Source organism: Pseudomonas sp. TH43, assembly GCF_016650635.1.
Lineage (GTDB): Bacteria > Pseudomonadota > Gammaproteobacteria > Pseudomonadales > Pseudomonadaceae > Aquipseudomonas.
This window is the reverse complement of the sequence record NZ_JAEKFI010000005.1, coordinates 87,735-110,045: the sequence shown is the minus strand read 5'-3', so window position 1 is coordinate 110,045 and position 22,311 is coordinate 87,735. Positions and strand designations below refer to the sequence as shown.

Annotated in this window: 22 protein-coding genes; 9 read left to right on the top strand and 13 right to left on the bottom strand. The window is 59.2% G+C overall.

Annotated features, from left to right (window positions below; all coding sequences use genetic code 11):
* Positions 1–2: 2 nt before the first annotated feature.
* The 7 genes from JFT81_RS28065 to JFT81_RS28035 all read right to left on the bottom strand — a co-directional run bounded on the left by JFT81_RS28065 (position 3) and on the right by JFT81_RS28035 (position 8,301).
* Entirely contained in the window at positions 3–3,647 is a 3,645-nt protein-coding gene (locus JFT81_RS28065) for a transporter substrate-binding domain-containing protein (protein ID WP_201230857.1), read from the bottom strand.
* Between the two features lie 8 nt (positions 3,648–3,655).
* A complete protein-coding gene (locus JFT81_RS28060) occupies positions 3,656–4,282 on the bottom strand; it encodes a response regulator transcription factor (RefSeq protein ID WP_201148455.1) in 627 nt (208 codons plus the stop codon).
* A 296-nt stretch (positions 4,283–4,578) separates the two neighbouring features.
* Entirely contained in the window at positions 4,579–5,907 is a 1,329-nt protein-coding gene (locus JFT81_RS28055; protein ID WP_201230854.1) for a deoxyguanosinetriphosphate triphosphohydrolase, read from the bottom strand.
* Between the two features lie 68 nt (positions 5,908–5,975).
* Positions 5,976–7,139, bottom strand: coding sequence for an EAL domain-containing protein (locus JFT81_RS28050; RefSeq protein WP_201230852.1), 1,164 nt, complete (start codon positions 7,137–7,139; stop codon positions 5,976–5,978).
* Between the two features lie 123 nt (positions 7,140–7,262).
* Complete coding sequence (locus JFT81_RS28045; protein WP_201230850.1) at positions 7,263–7,601, bottom strand: hypothetical protein; 339 nt, start codon at positions 7,599–7,601, stop codon at positions 7,263–7,265.
* Entirely contained in the window at positions 7,598–7,984 is a 387-nt protein-coding gene (locus tag JFT81_RS28040) for a phage holin family protein (RefSeq protein ID WP_201148450.1), read from the bottom strand. The genes JFT81_RS28045 and JFT81_RS28040 overlap by 4 nt, the downstream gene beginning before the upstream one ends.
* Positions 7,985–7,986: 2 nt before the next feature.
* On the bottom strand, positions 7,987–8,301 hold the full coding sequence (locus JFT81_RS28035; RefSeq protein ID WP_201148449.1) for a YqjD family protein: 315 nt from the start codon (positions 8,299–8,301) through the stop codon (positions 7,987–7,989).
* A gap of 305 nt (positions 8,302–8,606) precedes the next feature.
* On the opposite strand from JFT81_RS28035, the gene JFT81_RS28030 reads away from it, so the two are divergent.
* Positions 8,607–9,815, top strand: a complete 1,209-nt coding sequence (locus tag JFT81_RS28030; protein ID WP_201230848.1) for an ammonium transporter — start codon at positions 8,607–8,609, stop codon at positions 9,813–9,815.
* On the opposite strand, the gene JFT81_RS28025 is transcribed toward JFT81_RS28030, so the two are convergent.
* Positions 9,812–11,524, bottom strand: a complete 1,713-nt coding sequence (locus tag JFT81_RS28025) for a monovalent cation:proton antiporter-2 (CPA2) family protein (protein ID WP_201230846.1) — start codon at positions 11,522–11,524, stop codon at positions 9,812–9,814. The two genes, JFT81_RS28030 and JFT81_RS28025, sit on opposite strands and share 4 nt — an antisense overlap.
* A 207-nt stretch (positions 11,525–11,731) precedes the next feature.
* On the opposite strand from JFT81_RS28025, the gene JFT81_RS28020 reads away from it, so the two are divergent.
* The 4 genes from JFT81_RS28020 (at position 11,732) to JFT81_RS28005 (ending at position 13,931) form a co-directional block, all read left to right on the top strand.
* Positions 11,732–11,968, top strand: a complete 237-nt coding sequence (locus JFT81_RS28020; RefSeq protein ID WP_201230840.1) for a glutaredoxin family protein — start codon at positions 11,732–11,734, stop codon at positions 11,966–11,968.
* 164 nt (positions 11,969–12,132) lie between these two features.
* Complete coding sequence (locus JFT81_RS28015) at positions 12,133–12,450, top strand: transcriptional regulator (RefSeq protein WP_201230838.1); 318 nt, start codon at positions 12,133–12,135, stop codon at positions 12,448–12,450.
* A 71-nt stretch (positions 12,451–12,521) separates the two neighbouring features.
* Entirely contained in the window at positions 12,522–13,412 is an 891-nt protein-coding gene (locus JFT81_RS28010) for a pseudouridine synthase (RefSeq protein WP_201230835.1), read from the top strand.
* A gap of 210 nt (positions 13,413–13,622) precedes the next feature.
* Positions 13,623–13,931, top strand: a complete 309-nt coding sequence (locus JFT81_RS28005) for a class I SAM-dependent methyltransferase (RefSeq protein ID WP_201230833.1) — start codon at positions 13,623–13,625, stop codon at positions 13,929–13,931.
* A 6-nt stretch (positions 13,932–13,937) separates the two neighbouring features.
* On the opposite strand, the gene greB is transcribed toward JFT81_RS28005, so the two are convergent.
* Genes greB through JFT81_RS27990 form a run of 3 tightly spaced genes read right to left on the bottom strand, consistent with a single transcriptional unit; the run spans position 13,938 to position 17,657 of the window.
* The gene (gene greB / locus JFT81_RS28000; RefSeq protein WP_008079921.1) at positions 13,938–14,435 is read right to left on the bottom strand and encodes a transcription elongation factor GreB; all 498 of its coding nucleotides are present in this window, start codon (positions 14,433–14,435) and stop codon (positions 13,938–13,940) included.
* A gap of 34 nt (positions 14,436–14,469) precedes the next feature.
* On the bottom strand, positions 14,470–16,974 hold the full coding sequence (locus tag JFT81_RS27995; RefSeq protein WP_201230832.1) for an ABC transporter permease: 2,505 nt from the start codon (positions 16,972–16,974) through the stop codon (positions 14,470–14,472).
* Positions 16,974–17,657, bottom strand: a complete 684-nt coding sequence (locus JFT81_RS27990) for an ABC transporter ATP-binding protein (protein ID WP_007908572.1) — start codon at positions 17,655–17,657, stop codon at positions 16,974–16,976. The genes JFT81_RS27995 and JFT81_RS27990 overlap by 1 nt, the downstream gene beginning before the upstream one ends.
* Positions 17,658–17,667: 10 nt before the next feature.
* Between JFT81_RS27990 and JFT81_RS27985 the strand changes: the two genes are divergently transcribed.
* The 3 genes from JFT81_RS27985 to JFT81_RS27975 all read left to right on the top strand — a co-directional run bounded on the left by JFT81_RS27985 (position 17,668) and on the right by JFT81_RS27975 (position 19,796).
* The gene (locus JFT81_RS27985) at positions 17,668–18,273 is read left to right on the top strand and encodes an arylesterase (protein WP_201230829.1); all 606 of its coding nucleotides are present in this window, start codon (positions 17,668–17,670) and stop codon (positions 18,271–18,273) included.
* A gap of 57 nt (positions 18,274–18,330) precedes the next feature.
* Positions 18,331–18,624 carry a hypothetical protein gene (locus JFT81_RS27980; RefSeq protein WP_007908575.1) on the top strand — a complete coding sequence of 98 codons (294 nt, stop codon included), beginning with the start codon at positions 18,331–18,333 and terminating at the stop codon, positions 18,622–18,624.
* 200 nt (positions 18,625–18,824) lie between these two features.
* Positions 18,825–19,796, top strand: a complete 972-nt coding sequence (locus tag JFT81_RS27975) for a L,D-transpeptidase family protein (protein ID WP_201230827.1) — start codon at positions 18,825–18,827, stop codon at positions 19,794–19,796.
* A gap of 126 nt (positions 19,797–19,922) precedes the next feature.
* On the opposite strand, the gene oprI is transcribed toward JFT81_RS27975, so the two are convergent.
* Entirely contained in the window at positions 19,923–20,174 is a 252-nt protein-coding gene (gene oprI / locus JFT81_RS27970; protein ID WP_003199355.1) for an outer membrane lipoprotei OprI, read from the bottom strand.
* Between the two features lie 639 nt (positions 20,175–20,813).
* Here oprI and JFT81_RS27965 point away from each other — a divergent pair.
* Positions 20,814–21,095 carry a GNAT family N-acetyltransferase gene (locus tag JFT81_RS27965; RefSeq protein WP_003226804.1) on the top strand — a complete coding sequence of 94 codons (282 nt, stop codon included), beginning with the start codon at positions 20,814–20,816 and terminating at the stop codon, positions 21,093–21,095.
* 60 nt (positions 21,096–21,155) lie between these two features.
* Here JFT81_RS27965 and JFT81_RS27960 read toward each other — a convergent pair whose 3' ends face one another.
* Complete coding sequence (locus JFT81_RS27960; RefSeq protein ID WP_201230826.1) at positions 21,156–22,232, bottom strand: 3-deoxy-7-phosphoheptulonate synthase; 1,077 nt, start codon at positions 22,230–22,232, stop codon at positions 21,156–21,158.
* Positions 22,233–22,311 lie beyond the last annotated feature (79 nt).

The window sequence follows — 22,311 nt, the reverse complement described above, 5'->3', positions numbered from 1 at the left end:
AGTTAAGGCACAGTCATTCTGCCTTGGTCGGTCAAATCCAATTGTTGCTGCAGGGCGTGCTCCAGTTCGAGCATCACCTGATTACTGGCGGCGCAACGACGGGCGATCTCTTCTTTTGCCAGCGTTTGCATGCAGGCTTGCTCAAGGGCTTCGCAGCACTCGATCACCCGCGAGGCCTGGGCGATGCGTGCGGCCCCCTTGATCTTGTGGGCAACCACGACCAATGCCTGGCAATCATTTTGTGGCGACAGCGCGAGCAGTTCCTCGCGATCGAGGCGGCTGCTTTTCAATAATTCAACCAACAGCCGTCGGCTCTGCTCGGGGTTGCCGCCGGTGAGCATGTTCAGGCTTTGCAGATTGAATGCGGCAGGTGTCGATGCCGGTGTCACGCTGTCGACCCATTGACTCAACTGGCTCAGGCTCAAGGGTTTGAACAGGCAATCATCCATGCCCGCCTGCTTGCAGCGTTGTATCTCCTCAGGTTGCGCGTTGGCGGTGAAACCCAGCACCGTGCAGGGTGGACAGCGGTGCTGCAGCTCATGCTGGCGAATGGCGCGGGTCAGTTCATAGCCGTTCATCAACGGCATGTTGCAGTCGACGATTACCAGATCGAATTGACCTTCCTTCCACAGTTCGAGTCCGCTGCTGCCATTTTCGGCGACGCTGAAACGGTGTCCGAGGAACTCAAGCTGCTGACACATCAACAAGCGATTGGCGGGATGATCGTCGACCACCAGCACATTCAGGGGCGTAAGCGTAGGGTTGATCGACGGTTCGATTTTTCGCGTGACGACTTCGGCTGGCAAGGTTTCCAGCGGCAGGGAAATACACACCTGAGTACCGATTCCGGGATGGCTGCTCAGTTGCAGTTTGCCGCCCATCATCTCGCACAGGTTGCGACTGATGACCAGGCCCAGGCCTGCGCCGCCTCGGCTTTGTTGTGTGCTGTTTTCTGCCTGGGCAAAGGGTTCGAACAGACGCTGCTGGTCCTCGGCACTGATCCCGACGCCACTGTCCTGAACGCTTAACTGCATCAGCGAGCGTGTCGGGTCGTCGGTGGTCATCAGATCAAGGGTTATTTTGATCTGCCCGTGCTCGGTAAACTTGATGGCGTTGCTGATCAGGTTCGACAGCACCTGTTTGAAGCGCAATGGGTCCAGTTGCACATCGACTGCCAGCTCCGGGGGATTGAACGTCAGGTGCAGGGAGAGGTTTTTCTGTCGGGCGAGACCGTCGAAAATTCTGCTGACAGACGCCACTGTCTCGACCAGATTGACCCGTTCCGGGCACAGGGTCAGGCGTCCGGATTCGATCCGCGCGATGTCCAGAATATCGCCGATCAAACCCAGCAGGTCTTTGGCCGAGTGGTAGGCGGTGTCGATCGATGAACGATCCGGGTGTTGCTGATCCATGCGCTTGAGCGTCAGCTCGAGCATGCCGATCACCGCGTTCATCGGTGTGCGGATTTCGTGGCTCATCGTCGCCAGAAAGGTACTTTTTGCGCGGTTGGCATCGTCCGCAAGCTCCTTGGCCGTGCGCAACTTGTCAAACAACTGGCGGCGTTCGCTGATGTCGATCCAGCCGCCGATGATGCCTTGCACATCACCGCCAGAGTCGCGATACGGCAGGATCCAGTGATAGATCGTCAGTCGCCGGCTGCCGATGTGCAGCGGCCGGTCGAGTAACAGCGGAATCCCTTCGGCCACTACGCGCTGGTAATCCGCTTGAAACGCCTGGGCTTCGAAGGCGTTGCTCAGGGTTCCGTCCATTACGCTTTTGCCAATGACGTCTTCGCGTCTGGTGTTGAAGACCTCAAGATAGCTGTCATTACAGCTCTGTAGCAGGCCCTGGCGGTCGCGAACGTAGATCGGATGTGGCGTGCCGTTGACCAGTGAACGCATGAACTCGAACTGATCGTTCAGCGCCCGCTCGGCGGCCCGACGTTGTTTGATCTGCCGGCGCATGTAGGCATTCCAGGCGAGCAACAGCAATAGAACCAGGCAGGCGCCAATAATCACTTGATAGAACAGGCGCTGGTAATTGCGCCAGGTGTTCTGGGCGGCGGTTGAGTAACCGCGCCAGCGGCCATTGATGACACCGAGTTCTTCAGGCGCGATGCTCAGCAAGGCCTTGTTGATGATTGAACTCAGTTCGGTATTGTCACGCGCAGTGGCCAGTGAAAAGGCCGCCTGACCAGTGCCTATGGTGGTGGTGATTTGCAGCGCACGGTCGAAGATGCGTGACGAGATGAAGTAATTGGCGATCACCAGCGAGTTCACGGCGCCATCGACATGACCTTCAGCCAGCAACGAGACCGCGCTGAAAGTGTCCGCCGTTTCGATCAGATTAATCCTCGGAAAGTCCCGGCGCAGGTATTCGACCATCGGATTGCCTTGCGCGATCGCCACTTGCTTGCCTTTGAGCTGACCGAGGTTGGTCGCGCTGTCGGCACTTTTGCGGGTCAGCAGGACGTAAGAGTTTTCCAGATACGGCCGACTGAAGTTCAGGGTTTCTTCGCGTTCGGCCGTCGGCAGCAGCGCGGCGATGAGATCCGCCTGATGGTTGTCGATCTGCTTGATCATCTCGGCGTCGTTGCGACTGCGGCGGATCTCGAAACGCAGGCCGGTGCGCAGGCGAATCAGTTCGAGAAGGTCGGCGCTGATCCCGCGAAAGTTGCCGTCGCTGTCGAAGAACGTCAGCGGTGCGTAGGCCTCGTTCACCACCACGCTGGCCACGGGATGACGTTTGATCCACGACTCTTCGCGTTGACTCAATTGCAGCTTGCGGTCGGTGAGCAGCAGGTCGCTGCCGGCACTCCAGCGTTTGGCAATGTTTTCGCGTTCACTGCGTGGCACGGCGTTGAGTACGGTGTCGATGATTTCCAGCAACCTGGGGTTATTGCGGCGCACGGCGAAGCTGAATCCCTGAGCTTCCTGCTTGCCAAAGTTGGCCATGCGCACGTTGTTCAGGTAGCCCTTGTTGATCATGTAGTGGGTGGAGAGGGTATCGCCGAGAAACACGTCGGATTGGTCGAACGCGACGGCGTTGAGCGCGTTCTGGTAGGAGGGGTAGCAGGTGATCAGTGCCTTGGGGTACAGAGCCTTGACTTCGGCCAGCGGCAGATAGTGATAGACCATGCTCAGGCGCAGTCCCGCCAGGCCTTCGCTGAGAGAGCGGCTTTCGCCTTCGCGGGTGACAAGGACGGGTTGATCGGTGGCGTAGGGAACGGAAAGCGCGAGGTTGGCGTTGCGGGCCTCGTAGCCGTTGGCCGTACCGAGTATGTCGACTTGCCCGTCGACCAGCGCGCGAATGGCAGCATCGCGGGAGGGGAAACGCTCAATGCGCACAGGCAAACCTGTGGCGATGCTCAGGAAACCTGCATAGTCAGCGGTCAGACCCTCGTAATCACGACCGCTGACTGTCATGTCGAAGGGCGGATAATCGGGAGCAGAGGTGCCCAGTATCAGTTCGCTGCGAGTCTGTAGCCATTGCTGCTGAGACGGTTGCAGCGTCACCGGCACTGATTCGCTTGCCGAGCGGCTGAGCAGCGAATAGTGCGGGGTGGTCGAGAGCACGGCGAAGGCGTTGGTGCTCAGCAACAGACTGGCACTCAAGGCAATTAAATAGTCCTTTAAACGACTGGGCATGCTGGCTCTCACACGAGTGCGTTACGTTTGGCCATCTCTATAAGTTCTACAAGGGATTTGGCCTTGAGTTTTTGCATCAGACGTTTCTTGTAGGTGCTGACGGTCTTGTTACTCAGAAACATGCCCTTGGCTATTTCTTTATTGGTGCGCCCTTGGGCAAATAATTGCAACACCATAAGTTCACGATCATTGACGGACTTGAACAGTTCCAGTTCAGCGTAACGAATATCATCAGTGCGAACCGGATTCAAAGCCTGACTGGGGAAGTAGTTATAACCGGAAAGTACCGCTTTTATTGCGCTGACCAGTTCGCTCAAGTCTTCTTGTTTACAGACATATCCCGATGCGCCGGACTGCATGCAGCGAATACCGAACAGAGTCGGGCATTGCGCGGTGAGCACCAGGGTTTTCAATGAAGAGCCCATGGCGTTGAACCGCGCAAGGACTTCCAGGCCGTCGAGCTTGGGAATGCTGATGTCGAGAATGATCAGGTCCGGCATGCACTCGCGCACCATTTGCATGGCATCGACCCCATTATCGGTTTCGCCGACGACCTTGTAGCCTTCGTGTTCCAGCAGCATTCGAACAGCAAGACGGATGACCGGGTGATCGTCGACGATAAAAACGGAGTTCATAATCAAATCCCATACAAGCACGAATAAAGCGCGCACCTTAGCTCAGATGTATGAGCGCTCACATGAACGGGTATGGCTCAAGGTGTGTTATCGGATTATTCCTACAAGTAATGAGGACGAGGACTACGGTCGAGTAGGTTTGATGTAAGGAGGAGGGATTATTAGTTGTATTAATCGGCGTGAAGTGTCACGTGAGATTTGTTCGTGAAGGATGTTTGTACGTGTCTGATATGGCTTGTTCGGGTGGTGTTTACTTGTACACCCGACCGGCCATGACGCCGGTCGGGTACAAACGATCAGTGACTGGAGCGCCCGGTCATTTCCAGCGCCATATCGCTGGCATAGCTGTCGGTCATGCCGGCGATAAAATCGATCATGCGCAGAAACGAGCTGTGTAACGAACCCTGCGGATCAGGGGCGTTATTGCCCAGCAAGTCGAGGATGCGCCGGCTTTTGAATGACGGCGTACGACCGTTGTGTTGTTCCAGCGCCGCGCCACAGAACGAGTTGAGGAGGATTTCCAGGGTCGTGTAGGCGCCGATTTCGTGCAGGGTCTTGCGCTTGTCCTGAAAGATTTTCTTGCGGGCGATGTCCTTGGCGTTCAACACACAACGTTTGGCCGGGCCGTGCATGTGCTCCACCAGATCTCCGTGCAGCGTGCCGGCAAGCAGTGCATCTTGCTGTTCGACAAAGGCGCGTGCCGCCGCATTGGTCAGGTGCTCGATGGCTTTGCCGCGCAGGATCGCCAATTTGCGCCGCCGTGAATCCTGCGGACCCAGCTGGCGGTAGGTTTCCGGCAGATCGTCACCGACCAGGCCCAGCAGCAGCGATTCGACTTCGGCGTACTCCAGCAGCTCCATTTCGAGGCCGTCTTCGAGGTCGATCAGTGCATAGCAGATGTCGTCGGCAGCCTCCATCAGGTACACCAGCGGATGGCGTGCCCAGCGTTGGTCTTCGATTTGCGGCAGGCCGAGTTTATGGGCGATCTGCTCGAGCAGCGGCAGTTCGCTCTGATAGCAGCCGAATTTGTGTTTCTTGTAGCCCAGCGAATCGGCGTGCCGCGCCGTCCACGGGTACTTGAGATAAGTGCCGAGGGTCGCGTAGGTCAGCCGCGTACCGCCGTCGAACTGATGGTACTCAAGCTGTGTGAGTACGCGGAAACCCTGGGCGTTGCCTTCGAAGTTGAGGAAATCGCCGCGTTCGGCTTCGCTCATGCCATCCAGCCAGCCGCGCCCGGCAGCCTGTTGAAACCAATGGCGAATCGCGTCTTCGCCGGAATGACCAAACGGTGGATTACCGATATCGTGGGCCAGGCAGGCCGATTGCACGACCATGCCCAGATCGGCCGGGTCGCACCATTCGGGCAAGGCACTGCGCAAGGTTTCGCCGACGCGCATGCCCAGCGAGCGGCCTACGCAACTGACTTCCAGCGAGTGGGTCAGGCGCGTGTGGATGTGGTCGTTGCTGGTGACCGGGTGAACCTGGGTCTTGCGCCCCAGACGGCGGAAGGCGCCGGAGAAAATGATGCGGTCATGGTCTTTGTGAAAAGGGCTGCGGCCGAGTTCTTGCGGGCTGTGCAGCGGTTTTCCGAGGCGTTCGCGGTTGAGCAGGGTAGGCCAATCCAAGGCTGATTCTCTCCGTCTGGTGACTGATGCCCTAGCTTCCGGGTTCAGCTCTGCGCCTGCAAGCGGAACTACAAACCCGCCGCATCAATATCGATCAGCAGCAGGCGTTCACCGTTGTCGAAAAATTGTCCGGCCGTCAGGCAGTACTGGTTGCTGGTGGCATCACGGTAAGTGTTCGACAGGGTCAGGCGCCGCTCCTCCCAGCCTTCGGCGAGCAGATGATAGAAGTACGGGCGCCACGACCAGTTGTGCCCCAAATAGCGGTCGTCGGCGACCCAGCCGTTGTGGCGCCATTCCAGGTTCGGGGTCAGTTGCGTGCCGTGGCGATCGCACTGGTAGAACCGCAGCAGCCAGGGAAAGGCTTCCAGTTTCGGCAGTGCACTCAAAGGTGCATGGGCTTGAGCCCAGGCTTGCAGAATCGCCATTAATTCGCTGAGCTGCTGGCGCATTTGCATCAATCGGCCACGTTCAGCAAGCTTTTGCCGCACATAGCGCTGGCGCAGTTCGGCAAAGCGCTGCACAAACGCATCGGTAGGAAAGAAGGCTTCCTGCGCCCGTGCGAACAGAAAACCCTGCACGTAACGCGCGCCGCACTCCAGAGCGTAATTCAATTGGGCTTCGGTCTCGACGCCTTCGGCGATGATCCAGCAACCGGTTTTCTCGGCCATCAGCGCCAGCGCCTTGACCACGTCACCACTCGGCCCGCCTAGGGCTGCCGCCTGAAACAGGCGCATGTCGAGTTTGAGGATGTCTGGCTGCAGCGCGAGTACCCGATCCAGTTGCGAGTAGCCGGCGCCAAAGTCGTCGATAGCGATTCTTGCCCCGGCCTCGCGGTAGCGCGCCACCACTTCAGCCAAGCGCTGACTGTTGCCGCCCAGTTCGGTGATCTCGAAAACGATACGCTGCGGATCGACACCGTGCCGCGCCAGTTGCTTGAGGCTGGGCAAGGCCTGATCGGCGCGAAGACGGCTGATCCAGCGTGGCGACATGTTCAGGCTGAGAAACCAGTCCGCTGGCGCTTCATGGAGACGGCTCAAGGCGTTGTCGCGGATCTGCCGGTCGAGGCGGCGCAAAGCGATTGCCGGAGTCCGAGGGTCGGCGAACAGTGGCCCGACCGAGCTCAATTGCCCATCGGCCTGGCGCAGACGGCCCAATGCTTCGACGCCGGCTATGCGTCCGGTCGCGGTATCGATGAAAGGCTGAAAGCAGGCGAGCGGTTGCCCGTCAATCACGGGGCCTCCTTAGTCGTTCTTGTTCTGGTTGAACCCTGCCGACCGGATAGGCAGGCAGGATTGAACCTCTGGATAAGAGGTTCATCCCGCCGTTACTGCAAGAATGTAGCCAGATGCGTCAGCTCAGCGCTTGCCCGAGTTCTGCATGACCAGTTTGATCAGTGGGCCCAGGCTGGTGCCCAGACGCACCAATCGGGTCAGACCACTGACGCCGCCGCTTTTTGCGCCTTTGCCAGTGATGAAGCCCAGCAGCGTCACCGCCGCCACGCCCCACAGCGGCGCGTGTTTGATGCCGAATCCACCTTGCAGGTTCTGCGTCATGCCGCGCATGCGCTGCAAGGGTTGCAGCACTTGCCCGGTTTCGTGGCGGATTTCCTGACGGTGCATTTCCATGCGCAGGCGAATCAGTGCCTTGCGCATCTCTCTGCGTGAGCTGTTGTGCGGAAGTTCAGGCAGGCTCATGGCAGCAGGCGCTCCCGGTCGTTGGCCAGCTCTTCGAGCGTGCCGTGGAAAGGTGAGGACTCATCGAAGATTGCGGCCCTGAGGCGCACCGCACAGAAAATCGCCGCCAGGGTATAGAACACGCACAGGCCTATGATCGCGGCCAAGCGATAAGTGTCCCAGAACACGATCAGAACCAGCGTCGATAAACCGACCAGCAGCAATAGGGCAAACACCAGCGCCAGACCTGCAAACAGCAGCAGGCTGACGGTGCGTGATTTCTGCTCCTGCAGTTCGATGCCGAACAGTTCGACGTGACTGTGCAACAAGCCAAGGACAGCGGCGCCCAAACGCCGCGTGGAAGATGCGGTGCCCGCAGTCGGGCCGGATTCACCGATCGACATGATCAGCGCCGAGTGGCCAGCAGGCCGATCAGAAAGCCGACGCCAGCGGCAATGCCGACCGATTGCCATGGGTTGGCCGAGACATAGTCTTCCGTTGCAGTAACGGCTGCCTGACCGCGCTCACGCAGCGAGTCTTCAGTCAGCTTCAGGGTTTCCCGAGCACGCAGCAGGCTGTCGTGAATCTGCTCACGCAGTTCATCTGCCTGATCGCCGGCCAGGGTGGCGGTGTGCTCGAGCAACCGTTCGGTGTCGGCCACCAAAGTCTGGAAGTCGTTCATGAGGATTTCTTGAGCAGTCTTTGCCTTGATGCTGGCCATGGGTGGATCTCCGTAAGTGACGTCTGAAGCGTTCGAGTATGAGCCTTGCGTGAAGGTTCAGTACAAATGACTGGTACAACTTTTGCTGTGTCGTGGTGCGTTGCCCGGCGGTCGTGCGCTGTTGCCGGGCGTAAGTGTTGAAAAACCTTAACCCAATTAAACCCGGTTCGTGTCAGCACATCGACCTCGTGCGCCAAAGCAGTTCACCGGGCATTCGCTTGTGTGACTCTGTGGTCGCAACTTGGTGCATGAAATGTGCGCATGAACCGCTTTGGTGCCTTTTTAGCCTTCAGGTCTGCCTCTTTATGGAAAATCTGCAAAGCGCTGTGGACACGCTGGTTCACAGTTCCAATACGTTGTTCATTCTGATTGGTGCGGTGATGGTACTGGCGATGCACGCCGGTTTCGCTTTTCTGGAAGTCGGTACGGTTCGCCAGAAAAACCAGGTCAACGCGCTGTCGAAAATTCTCAGCGATTTCGCCGTCTCGACGCTGGCCTATTTCTTTATAGGCTACTGGATCTCTTACGGCGTGACGTTCATGCAACCAGCGGCGGTGTTGAATGCCGATCATGGTTACGGACTGGTGAAATTCTTCTTCCTGCTGACCTTCGCGGCGGCGATCCCGGCAATCATTTCCGGCGGCATTGCCGAGCGCGCGCGATTCGTTCCGCAGTTGTGCGCGACGGCGCTGATTGTCGCGTTCATCTACCCGTTTTTCGAAGGCATGATCTGGAACGGCAACTACGGTCTGCAAGCGTGGTTGGCAGCGCAGTTCGGTGCGCCGTTTCACGATTTTGCCGGATCCGTGGTGGTGCATGCCATGGGCGGTTGGCTGGCGCTGGCAGCGGTGTTGCTGCTTGGCCCGCGCAATGGCCGTTATCGCGACGGGCGCCTGGTGGCGTTCGCGCCGTCGAGCATTCCGTTTCTGGCATTGGGCTCGTGGATACTGATTGTCGGCTGGTTCGGTTTCAACGTGATGAGCGCACAAACACTGCAAGGCGTCAGTGGTCTGGTGGCGGTCAACTCGTTGATGGCAATGGTCGGCGGCACGATGGCGGCATTGATTGTCGGCCGCAATGACCCGGGTTTTCTGCACAACGGGCCATTGGCCGGGCTGGTGGCGATCTGTGCCGGCTCCGACTTGATGCATCCGGTCGGCGCGCTGGTCACCGGTGCGATTGCCGGCGCCTTGTTTGTCTGGTGCTTTACCGCGGCGCAGGTGAAATGGCGCATCGACGATGTGCTGGGCGTGTGGCCTTTGCACGGTTTGTGCGGCGTCTGGGGCGGAATTGCCTGCGGGATTTTTGGCCAGACCGCCCTCGGTGGCCTGGGCGGCGTCAGCCTCATCAGCCAGTTGCTCGGCACCGCGCTCGGCGTCGTGGTGGCGCTGATCGGTGGCTTCGTTGTGTACGGCGCGATCAAGGCGCTGCATGGGCTGCGCCTGAGTCAGGAACAAGAGTATTACGGCGCCGATCTGTCACTGCACAAGATCGGCGCAGTGAGTCAGGACTAGGATTCTTCATCTTCGGCTCCAGGATAAAAGCCGTGCAGCAGGCGATAGCGGTCGATGCGCACCTGATCGACTTTCTCCTGAACCTGATGCGCCGGCAGGCCGAGCATGATCAACGCATGCGAGGCGAGCATCAGGCTCGATTCCAAGAGCTCCGGCACCACTTCGGTGGCGCCGGCGGCTTTCAGTTCCGCCCATTGGCTGTCGTCGCGGGTGCGCACCAGAATCGGCACATGCGTGTTGAGCCGGCGTGCTTCCTTGAGAATGCGCAGGGCAACGTCACTCTGATCCACGGCGATCACCAGCAGTCTGGCGCGCAGCAGGCCCACGGCCGTCAGCAGATCGCCGCGTGCCGAGTCACCGTAATGCACGTCACTTTCTCCGCTCGCGGCCTCCTGCACCCGCACCGGATCGTTGTCCAGGGCGATAAAGGGCTGTTTGGCATTGCGCATGAAACGCCCGATGGATTGGCCGACGCGACCGTATCCGCAGATCACCACGTGCTGGTCGAGGTCGGCGTTAAGGGCGCTGATCTGTTCGATTTGCGCTTCCTCATTCGGCTTGCGATGCAGGGCCGCAGCAATGCGTGGTGCGCCGCGCAACAACAGTGGTGTCAGCAGCATTGAGCAGAACGTTGCCGCCAGCAGCAGGGCACCGAGTTCAGCGGGCATCATGCTGTTCTGCTGCATCTGCGCCATCAGCGCGAAACAGAATTCGCCGCCCTGTGCCAACGCCAGGCCACTGCGCCACGCCGTTTCGCTGTCGCTGCCGCGCCACTTCACCAACAGCGCCACAACGATGCCCTTGATCACCATCAGGCCGAGGGTGAGACCGAGGATCAGCAGGCTGTGACTGACGAACAATTGCAGGTCGATGAGCATGCCGATGCTGACGAAAAACACCCCGAGCAGGATGTCGCGAAAGGGCCGGATGTCGGCCTCGATCTGGTGTCGGTAATGGCTTTCGCCGAGCAGCATGCCGGCGAGAAATGCGCCGAGGGCAGGGGACAGGCCCAGCAGGTGAGTCAGCCACGCGGTCAGCAACACAATCACCAACGCCAGCAGCACGAACAGTTCTGCCGAGCGCGAGGCTGCCACTTCATGGAACAGTCGCGGCAACAGCCAGCGACTGGCCAGCAGCAAACCGAGAAACAGCACCACGGTTTTCGCCAGGGTCAGTGGCAGCGCCCAGTACCAGGCCTGATCGCTGCTGCCGGCGAACACCGGCACCAGCGTCAGCAGCAAGACCGCGACCACATCCTGAAACAGCAAAACGCCGATGGCATTCTGGCCGTGGCTGCTGAACACCTCACCAAGGCTGCCGAGCTCCTTGGTCACGATCGCCGTCGATGACAATGACAGCCCGGCGCCCAGCAGCAGCGCAGGGGTCATGGGCATGCCCAGTGACATCAGCAGCAAGCCCAGCAGCGCCGCACTGATCAGCACCTGTTGGCTGCCCAGGCGAAATACCACTTGGCGCAAGGCGATCATCTTCGACAGGGAAAACTCCAGGCCCAGCGAAAACAACAGGAACACCACGCCCAGTTCAGCCACGTCAGGCAGGTGCTCACTTTCGTTGACCCAATCGAAGGCGCTCGGCCCGACCAGCAAGCCCACACACAGGTAACCCAACACCGGTGGCAGTCGCAGGCGACGGAACAGGGCAATCACCACGAGGGACGAGGCGAGGATGATCAGCAGGTTGGCAAACACTTAACACTCCGATGTCGGGCTTTCGCCTCTCAAGCGTAGAGGCAAAAAGACCGGGAGCATCGTGCAATTGGTTTTTCTGCGAACTGATTTGCGTCAGGGTTTTGCGTACAAGCCGTGCCGGCAGGCTCAAGCCTTTGGGCGGCGGTGGGTCGACGGGTTTTGCGCGGCGGCCTAGAATAGGCGCACTCTTTTTGTGGTCGAGCGATCATGCCTCCTGAATGTCAGCTGTTCGGCACCCTCGGATGCCATTTGTGCGAATTGGCCGAAGCCGAGCTGATGCCATTTGTCGAACACGGTCTGCTGGTGGAACTGGTGGATATCGCTGACAACGAAACCTGGTTCGAGGCTTACAGCCTACGGATTCCCGTGTTACGCCGCGTCGACACCGGGGCGGAACTGGGCTGGCCGTTCAGCGCCGATGAGGTCGTGGCGTTCCTGGGTTAACCCGCGTTTGCGGCGCCTCCCCGCTGGTCGCGACTGCTCATCCATTCCTTGGCACTTTACGGTTTATTCGGTTACTGTATGTTCATACAGTAATTGGGTTGGTCTGCTGCATCTTGGCTTTTTGCAGGGTTGAGCAGGTGAGCCGGACGTCAGAGGGATAAACCGTGGTCAATGTCGAACAGTTGAAGAACAGCGTGAACCGAATGTCGGTTGACGTGGTGCGCGAGGCCGTCACCGAATTGCGTCTCGACGGCTTGGTCACGGAAGGCAAGACGCCGTTCAATAAAGTCCATTTCAATACGTGTTTTGCTGAGATCGAGGCGCTGTTTCAGCGAGCCGGTTATCACAAGCAACTCGACGTGGTCGGTTACCAGGGTTTGCTTTATGCCTTGTATGACCCGGGTCGTTGGGAGGCGGTCGAGGTGTTGCGCTGGCTCAAGGAATTCACTGAGGCTGCGGCGCTCAAGTCGATTCCGGCCTGAGGATTCTGCGCTAGGTTCGTTTCCCCCAGTGTTGGATAATGCCAGCCTGCATTGAGGGTTAGAATTTTCGTATGTCCACATCTACATTTTCCGCGGCACACAATCAGGCCAGTACCTTGTATCTGCCACCGGGCTCCTGGCAGACAGTGCTGGATTGCTTGTGCGAGCATTTCAGTGCCATTGGCCGCGAGCAATGGCTGGATCGAATTGCCCGAGGCCGTGTGCTGGACGGTAACGGTCAGCCCATCGCGGTGGATTTGCCCTACAAGGAAGGTCTGCGCATTCACTATTTCCGTGAAGTGCCGGACGAAAAGCCGATCCCGGTCATCGAAACCATCCTGTATGCCGATGAGCATCTGGTGGTGGCTGACAAACCGCATTTCCTCCCGGTGACGCCGGCCGGCGAGTATGTCGAACAGACGTTGCTGCGGCGCTTGATTCGGCGTTTGGACAATCCTCACCTGGTGCCGTTGCACCGCATCGACCGGCACACCGCCGGGCTGGTGATCTTCTCGGCCAATCCGCAAACCCGTTCGGCGTATCAGTCACTGTTCCCGACCCGGCAGATCGACAAGCGCTACGAAGCCATCGCGCCGGCGCTGCCAGAACTGAATTTCCCCTTGGTACACAAGAGCCGTCTGGTCGATGGCGAACCGTTTTTCCGCATGCAGGAAGGGCCGGGTGTCAGCAACACTGAAACCGCTGTAGAGGTTCGCGAGAAGAATGGCGACCTGTGGCGCTATGGCCTGTATCCGGTCACCGGCAAAAAACATCAATTGCGTGTGCACATGACTGCGTTGGGCGCGAGCATTTGCAACGATCCGTTTTACCCGGACGTATTGAAAGACGTCGAGGATGACTACGCCAATCCGCTGAAACTCTTGGCGCAGGGCCTGCGCTTCATTGACCCGGTGACTGGCGAAGCGCGCGAATTCGAAAGCCGCATCACCTTGCAGTGGTGATAACGCTTATAGCTTCTGATTCTTGACACTGTACGGTCACGTTATCTAGCATGTGGTCATGCGCCGATTTAAACAGCTACTTGCGGGGCGCCAGGTGACTCAATCAGTTGCCGTCAGAAGCCGGAACAGGGCTTCGAAATACCGCTAAAGCGCTGGTTCGGTGTTGCCTCTCACCTGCCATGCAGACTTTTGAGGCAGAGACACGACACGATGAATGCACTACGCCCCCCAGCACGTCCCGCGCCGATCACTGCGCATATCACTCAGCGCAACCCGAAAATTCTCCTTGGCGGCAAACATCAGCCAACGCTGTTGCGCTATCTCGATGGCTGGCCACGTCGCAGCGGCGGTCCTGCCGCATTCCTGATCCAGTTCGTTGAAGACGGTGAGTCGCTGGCGCGTTTTGCCAATGACAGCTTTGATCTGGCGGTTATTCAGGCGCCCAGTCAGGAAGATGCCCCGGAAATGATCAAGCAACTGACTCGCGTTGCGCGGCAGGGTTTGATTACCCGCCGCTGACAGGACTCACAGGTACTCGATAGCGACGATGTAAACGAACTGCTCACCCGTTGGCGTCTGGACCCGCACTTCAGCGTCCAGCGCCTTGCCAATCAGGGCGCGGGCCAGTGGTGAGTCGATGCTGATCAAACCCAGCTTCAGATCCAGTTCATCGGGGCCGACGATGCGGTAGCGCGATTGCTTGCCGTCTTCGTCCTCGATGGTCACCCAGGCGCCGAAGTAGACCTTGTTCGGATCACTGGGTTTTTCGCTGACAACCTTTAGCGCTTCCAGGCGTTTGGTGAGAAAACGTACGCGACTGTCGATCTCGCGCAGCATCTTCTTGCCGTAGGTGTACTCGGCGTTTTCCGAGCGATCACCCTGGGCCGCTGCCTCGCTGACCGATTGCGTGACCTGCGGGCGACGCACATGCCAAAGTTCATGGAATTCAGCACGCATCCGCGCTTCACCTTCAGGGGTGATCAGCGCGGTGCCGGCGGTGCGGGGAGGGCGATAACGGCTCATGGCAACTTCTTGTGATTAAGACCGCTGGAGTCTATCAACCCTCGCGCAACACTGTCAGTGGACTTGCGTTGAGTGCCCGGCGCGTACCGAATACGCCCGCACCACCGATCAGCGCCGCGCCAATCAGCGGCAATACCAACAGCCATGGATGCGGATGCCACGGCAGATCAAACGCGTAGCGATAGAGCACCAGGCTCACCACTTCAGAACCAATCGCTGCAAGCAAGCCGCTGACCGCGCCGAGCAAGCCGAACTCGATGCGTCGCGCCTTGATCAGCAACTGCCGTTCCGCACCCAGTGCACGCAACAGCGCGCCCTGGCGAATGCGTTCATCAAGTGTCGCTTGCAGACCTGAGAACAACACCGCCATCCCCGCCGCCAATACAAACAACAGCACATATTCCACGGCCAGGGTGACTTGGGCGAGGATGCTGCGCAGCTGTTCGAGCAGCGCTTCAACCTGCAGGATGGTCACCGCCGGGAATGCGCGTGACAGTTCAACGATCTGCTGGTCGTGACCCGGCGCCAGATAGAAGCTGGTCAGGTAGGTCGCTGGCAGATCCTTCAGGGGGCCGGGCTGGAAGATCATGAAGAAGTTCGGCTGGAAATTGTCCCAGTTGATGTCGCGCAGGCTGGTGACCTTCGCTTCACGATTGACTCCGCCGACGCTGAACACCATGTGATCGCCGAGTTTCAATTTGAGGCTCTCGGCGACTTTGCCTTCGACCGAGACTCCCGGGACGTCGTCTGATGGTTGTTCGCTCCACCATGTGCCGGCAGTCAGTTTGTTCCCGGCAGGCAAATCCGCTGCCCAGGTCAAACTCAGGTCACGCTGAACCGCGCGGTCGCCAGCGGAGTCCTTGCTGACGATTTGTTGTACGGGCTCGCCGTTGATGCTGATCAACCGCCCCGGCACCACCGGATACAGCGGCGCCGCTTGCGCCGACACGTTGACCAGATGATCGGTGAAGGCTTGTTTGTCCGCTGGCAGGATGTTCAGGGCAAAGTAGTTGGGGGCGTTCTTCGGCAACTGGTTCTGCCAGGTGTCGAGGAGTTCGCCTCGCAGCAGCGCGATCAACGCCATCGACAACAGGATCAAACCGAATGCCAACGATTGGCCTGCCGCTGCCAATGGATGACGCAGCAACTGACCCAGTCCCAAACGCCATGGCAATGAAGCGCGGGCGAGCATTCGTCGCAGGCTTTTCAGCAGCAACAGGAGCAAGCCGCCGAGCACCAGTGCGGCGACCACACCACCGCCGAGCAGAGCAAACGTCAGCAGCAGATCGAGACTCAGGCGCCACATGATCAAACCGAGAGCGCCGAGCGCCGCACCGTAAACCATCCAGGTGCTTGACGGGATCGGCAGCATGTCGCGACGCAAAACCCGCAGTGGTGGCACGCGGCCCAACGCCGCCAGTGGCGGCAAAGCGAACCCGGCCAGTGCAACCAGCCCGGTGCCGATCCCGGCGATCGCCGGAAACAGACCGCCGGGTGGAACGTCACTTGGCAGCAAGTCATGCAGCAGGGCGAACAGGCCCAATTGCGCCAGCCAGCCGAGCAAGGCACCGCTGAGGGCGGCGCACAAGCCGAGTACTGTCAGTTGAATGCTGAACAGCAGCATGGTTTCGCGTCGTGACAATCCGAGGCAGCGCAGTAGGGCACTGGCATCGAAACGGCGACTGGCAAAACGGTTCGCCGACAACGCCACCGCCACGCCGGCGAGCAGTACGGCGACCAGGCTGGCCATGTTCAGGTAACGTTCGGCCTTGCCCAGCGCTCCGCCAATCTGCCGGTTGCCGTCGCGGGCATCCTGAATCCGCTGATTCGCCGCCAACCCCGGTTTGATCAGTTGCCGGTAGGTTTCCAGCGCCTGCGGTTCGCCGCGCCACAACTCGCGGTAGCTCACACGGCTGCCGGGCTGTACCACACCGGTTGCGGCAAGGTCGTCGAGGTTGATCATCACCCGTGGCGTCAGGCTGTAGAAGTTGCCGGCGCGATCCGGCTCGTAAGTCAGCACGCGGGCCAGCTTCAACGTCTTCATGCCGACATCGATGCTGTCGCCGATCTTCAGATCGAGCGCCGTCAGCAGGCGCGATTCGACCCAGGCTTCGCCGGGTTGCGGTTCGCCGCCAACTTCTTCAGCCGCAAATGGCGCCGGGGCGCTTTTCAGTTCGCCGCGCAACGGGTAGGCGCGGTCGACGGCTTTGATGCTCGACAACTGAATGCCGTTATCGGTGGCGATGACGCTGGAGAACTCCACCACTTGCGCATGATTCAGGCGCAACTCGGTACCGCTCTTGATCTGCTCCTCGCGGGCAGGTGAACTCCCCTCAAGCACCAGATCGGCGCCGAGAAACTCGGTGGCGCGCAGCATCATCGCGCCGTTCAGACGCGCGCCGAAGTAGCCGATGGCAGTACTTGCTGCCACCGCCACCACCAGGGCGAAAAACAACACACGCAATTCCCCGGCGCGGGCATCGCGCAGCAATTGGCGAATGGCGAGACTGAACAGGCGCAACAGCGGCAAACGTGCCATCAAGGCTCCAGAGGGGCGACCAACAGCCCGGCTTCAAGACGGATCAGGCGCCGGCAGCGATGGGCCAGGCGTTCGTCGTGGGTCACCAGCACCAGGGTGGTGCCGCGTTCCTTGTTCAATTCGAACAGCAAGTCGCTGATGCGCTCGCCGGTGTGGCTGTCGAGGTTGCCGGTGGGCTCATCCGCGAACAGCACGTCGGGCTCGGCGGCAAACGCCCGGGCAATGGCCACACGTTGCTGTTCGCCACCGGAGAGCTGGCGTGGCGAGTGGGTCAGGCGCTGGCCGAGGCCGACCCGTTGCAGAAGCTCGGTCGCTCGTTCGCGCGCATCTTTGCGGCCATCGAGTTCCAACGGCAGCATGACGTTTTCCAGCGCATTGAGGCTGTCGAGCAATTGAAACGATTGAAAGACGAAACCGACATGCTCGGCACGAATGCGTGCGCGCTGGTCTTCATCGAGGTTGCTCAGACCTTGCCCGGCGAGAATGACTTCGCCGCTGCTCGGCAGGTCGAGGCCAGCGAGCAGGCCGAGGAGGGTGGATTTACCGGAACCGGACGCGCCGACGATGGCCAGGCTATCGCCCTTGTTCAGTTCCAGGCTGAGTTCGTGCAGGATAGTCAGTTCACCTTCCGCGCTGGGAACCACTTTGCTGAGGTTCTTCGCGGTGAGAATGCTTGCGCCCATGGAGAATCCGATGCGTGTGTGGTTTTTGAGTGCTGGCCTGGCCTTGATGTGCATGGCCCAGAACGCAGCGGCGGGTACTGTCCTGATCGTTGGGGATAGTATCAGCGCCGGTTTCGGACTGGATACCCGCTTGGGGTGGGTGTCGTTGCTTGAGCAACGGCTCAAACAGGAGGGTTTCGACGATAAAGTGGTCAACGCCTCGATCAGCGGCGACACCAGTGCCGGAGGCCAGGCACGCCTGCCGGCGCTGCTTGCAGAGCATAAGCCTGAGCTGGTGATCCTGGAGCTGGGCGGCAATGATGGCCTGCGCGGAATGCCGCCAAATCAATTGCAACAAAATCTTGCCTCGATGATCGACAGCTCCCGCCAGAGTGGCGCCAAGGTGCTCTTGCTCGGCATGCAATTGCCGCCCAATTATGGCAAGCGCTACACCGATGCTTTTGCCGAGGTCTACGGCAAACTTGCCGATGATAAAAAGATCCCGTTGGTGCCGTTTTTCCTCGACGGCGTGGGCGGTCACCCGGACTTGATGCAGGCCGATGGTCTGCACCCGGCGGTCGGGGCTCAGGGCAAGTTGCTGGAAAATGTCTGGCCGACGCTAAAACCGCTGTTATGAGGCTTTTCTAAGGGCAGGCTTTCGGCTAATGTGGCGCCCCCTTATTTGGAGCCCCCGATGTCGCGTTCTGCCTGGTCCCTATTTGCCTACCAACTGATCGAGCCTGACGAACAGCTGGATCTGTTCGCCTGCCAGGAAGTGCGGGTGCATCTGGTGACCCGTCAGCTTGAACTCGGTGGCTCGGCCGATCGCACCTTGTGCGGCAGCTTGTTGCCGGCGCAACCACGCTGGTCGAGCGTGGATCGCCGGGTCTTTCAGGATCAGCGCCTGTGTTCGTTGTGCCGGGCGATTCTGGAATCGCAGAAGCGCGGCACCTCGCCGATCTGGCCTGAGCTGCGTTTCGAGCTTTGATCTTGTAGGAGCCGAGCTTGCTCGCGAAGGGGCCGTGTCAGTCAATACGTCTGGCGACTGACACACCGCATTCGCGAGCAGGCTCGCTCCCACCCAAAGCACCTTGCATCGCCTGCTGCAGGGTGGTCTCCCCGAAATTTCAAAGTGCGGTGTACAATCGCGCTCTTATACCCTTGTTGATCATGCGAAGGATTTTCCGGATGTTGCCGCGCTTTCCTGCCGTCACCCGCTGCCTGTCACTTGCCGCCCTGTGTGTGGCCGGTCCCGTTGCTGCATTGGAGTTTCCCCTGCCACCACCCGGTGAGGACATCATCGGTCAGGTGCAGGTGATCAAAGCCAAGTACGAAGACACCTTCGCCGATCTGGGCACCACCTACGATCTGGGCTATTCGGAAATGGTCGCGGCCAACCCGGGCGTCGATGCCTGGTTGCCGGGCGCCGGTACCGAAATCGTCCTGCCGACGCGTTTCATTCTGCCGCCGGGCCCGCGTGAAGGCATCGTGATCAACCTCGCCGAATATCGCCTCTACTACTTCCCGAAGGGCAAGAACGTGGTGTACACGTTCCCGCTGGGGATTGGTCGTGAGGGTTGGGGGTCGCCAATCGCGCACACCTCGATCACCGCCAAGACGCCAAACCCGACCTGGACGCCTCCAGCGTCGATCAAGGCTGAACACGCCGCTGATGGTGATCCGCTGCCAAACGTCGTGCCGGCCGGCCCCGACAACCCACTGGGCCCGTTCAAGTTCACCCTCGGTACGCCGGGTTACCTGATCCACGGTTCGAACAAGAAGTTCGGCATTGGCATGCGCACCAGCCACGGCTGCTTCCGCATGTTCAACAACAACGTGCTGGAAATGGCCAGCATGGTGCCGGTCGGCACGTCGGTACGGATCCTCAATGATGCCTACAAGTTCGGTCGCAGTGGCGGCAAGGTCTACCTGGAAGCGCACACGCCGATCGACGACAAGGGCAACCCGTCGGTGGTCGACAAACACACGGCGGTGATCAACGCGATGCTCAAGCGTGAAGACGTCACCAGTAACCTGCGCGTGAACTGGGATGTGGTGCGCGATGTGGTTGCGGCCGAAGATGGTCTGCCAACGGAAATCGGCACACCGAATACGTCGGCACCGATTGTTTCGAGTGCGCCGATCGATATGCAGCAATAAGCTGGCGGTGAAGAACCCGTCGATGCGTGCAGCGTCGGCGGGTTTTTTATTGCCGGGACAAAAGCATCAGGCACAAAAAAGCCGACCCAGACATCGGATCGGCTTGATAACAATCCCGAAGGATTATTACTTGCGGCTAGCTTTGTCCAGCATGCGCAGAGCACGCTCGTTAGCTTCGTCAGCAGTCTGTTGTGCTTTTTGAGCAGCAGCCAGAGCTTCATCAGCTTTACGGTAAGCTTCGTCTGCACGAGCCTGGGAGCGAGCAGCTGCGTCTTCAGTAGCGGTCAGACGTGCTTCGGTTTCTTTCGATGCGCTGCTGCAACCGGTAGCCAGAACTGCGGCCAGAGCCAGAGCAGAGAATTTCAGAACGTTGTTCATCGTGTTCCCCTTCAAGGACTTTCAATTAAGTAGCTGTCTCCTCACGATTGAGGAAATAGCCGGCGTACATACTACCCATTACTTGTAGTAAGTAAACTGACGTAGCGCAAGAAGCAAAAAAAATTGTAGGCGCTGATTCTTTTTCGAGCAACTTTTAACTGCGCTGTATAAAAAATGCCCAGCTGCAAGCCCCGCGCTGAGCGAGTTAATGAGAAAAAGTTCCCGTTACCACGTGCTGTTTTTGCGGTCTTGGCTAAAGTGTTTCTAGATGGATTCGTCTACACTTTTATTCCGATTTTGCGCGCGACTTCGCTTATCTTTGTCCATGTTGAGGTGACTTTAAAAAAGGTTGCACGTCTTAAGTCTCAACATCCGGCAATGTTCAGGTGAGCGAACCGGGAAGATCTGTTTCCCCGCCACCCCTGCGTCCATCGGAGCAACCCACCGTCAACCCGCTTGATGACGAGCGCACCTTGAGCATTTCTGCCAATGGCGCCTACTATTTATCAGGTGCTCGGTTGCGCGAGATCGGTGTGGCTCTTCTCGGTGTCCATCAGGCACGGGGTGGCGTAGATGTTCCTTCGCCGGAAAAACATCGGTAAGGTAGGGGTCAGAATCCAAGACCCGCGAGGAGTAGTGATGAGCGAGGCGTTGTCCATCCACCATGACCAGGCTGGTCATCAGTTCGAGACCAATGTGGACGGTCATCGTGCCTACCTGACCTATATGGATCTGGGGAAACAGACCCTGGATATTTATCGCACGTTCGTGCCCAACGCCTTGCGAGGCCGTGGCATTGCCGCTGCGCTGACCGAAAGCGCGTTGCAGTACGCCGAAGAAATGGGCTACACGGTGATCCCGTCATGCTCCTACGTCGAGCGCTACATGGAACGCCATCAGCGCCGCGCCGCAAAAATCTGAATCGCACACACAAAAACGCCGGGCAATGCCCGGCGTTTTTTTATGCCTGCGAAACGCCGATCAGTTGCGCTGACGTTTTGGCAGTACGTCCTTGAGCTTGGCGTGCATGCTGCGCAGGGTGTTCTCGGTAGCCGACCAGTCGATGCAGGCATCGGTGATCGACACGCCGTATTGTAGGTCGGCGAGGTCTTTCGGAATCGCCTGGCAACCCCAGTTCAGGTGACTTTCGACCATCAGGCCGATGATCGACTGGTTGCCTTCAAGGATCTGATTGGCGACGTTTTCCATCACCAGCGGTTGCAGAGCCGGATCCTTGTTGGAGTTGGCGTGGCTGCAATCGACCATGATGTTCGGCTTGATCTTCGCCTTGTTCAGCGCCTGCTCGCACAGGGCGACGCTGACCGAATCGTAGTTCGGCTTGCCGTTACCACCGCGCAAGACAACGTGACCGTAGGCGTTGCCTTTGGTGGTGACGATCGACACGCCACCTTCCTGGTTGATACCGAGGAAACGGTGCGGGCTGGAAACCGACTGCAAGGCGTTGATCGCCACGGTCAGGCCACCGTCGGTGCCGTTCTTGAAGCCTACGGCCGAGGACAGGCCGGAAGCCATTTCGCGGTGAGTCTGCGATTCGGTGGTTCGCGCGCCGATGGCCGACCAACTGATCAGGTCCTGCAGATACTGCGGGGAGATCGGGTCGAGGGCTTCGGTGGCGGTTGGCAGGCCTTTTTCGGCCAGGTCCAGCAGCAACTGCCGACCGATGTGCAGACCGTCCTGAATCTTGAACGAGTCATCCAGATACGGATCGTTGATCAGGCCTTTCCAGCCGACGGTGGTCCGCGGCTTCTCGAAATACACGCGCATGACCAGATACAGGGTGTCGGAGACTTCCTCCGCCAGCACCTTGAGGCGTTCGGCGTATTCGTGGGCAGCCTTGATGTCGTGGATCGAGCACGGGCCGATCACTACGAACAGACGGTGGTCGGTGCCATCAAGAATGTTGCGAATGACTTCGCGGCCCTTGGTAACGGTGCGCAGGGCAGCGTCGCTCAGAGGGATATCACGCTTGAGCTGATCGGGAGTGATCAGGGTCTCGTTAGAGGCGACGTTTAGGTCGTTGATCGGTAAATCAGCCATCGTTTACTCGTCAGGTCACGGGTGCCGGCCGCCAGCGATCCCCGCGCGGCGGAGCACAGCAGATTTAAGCGCGTCGGGG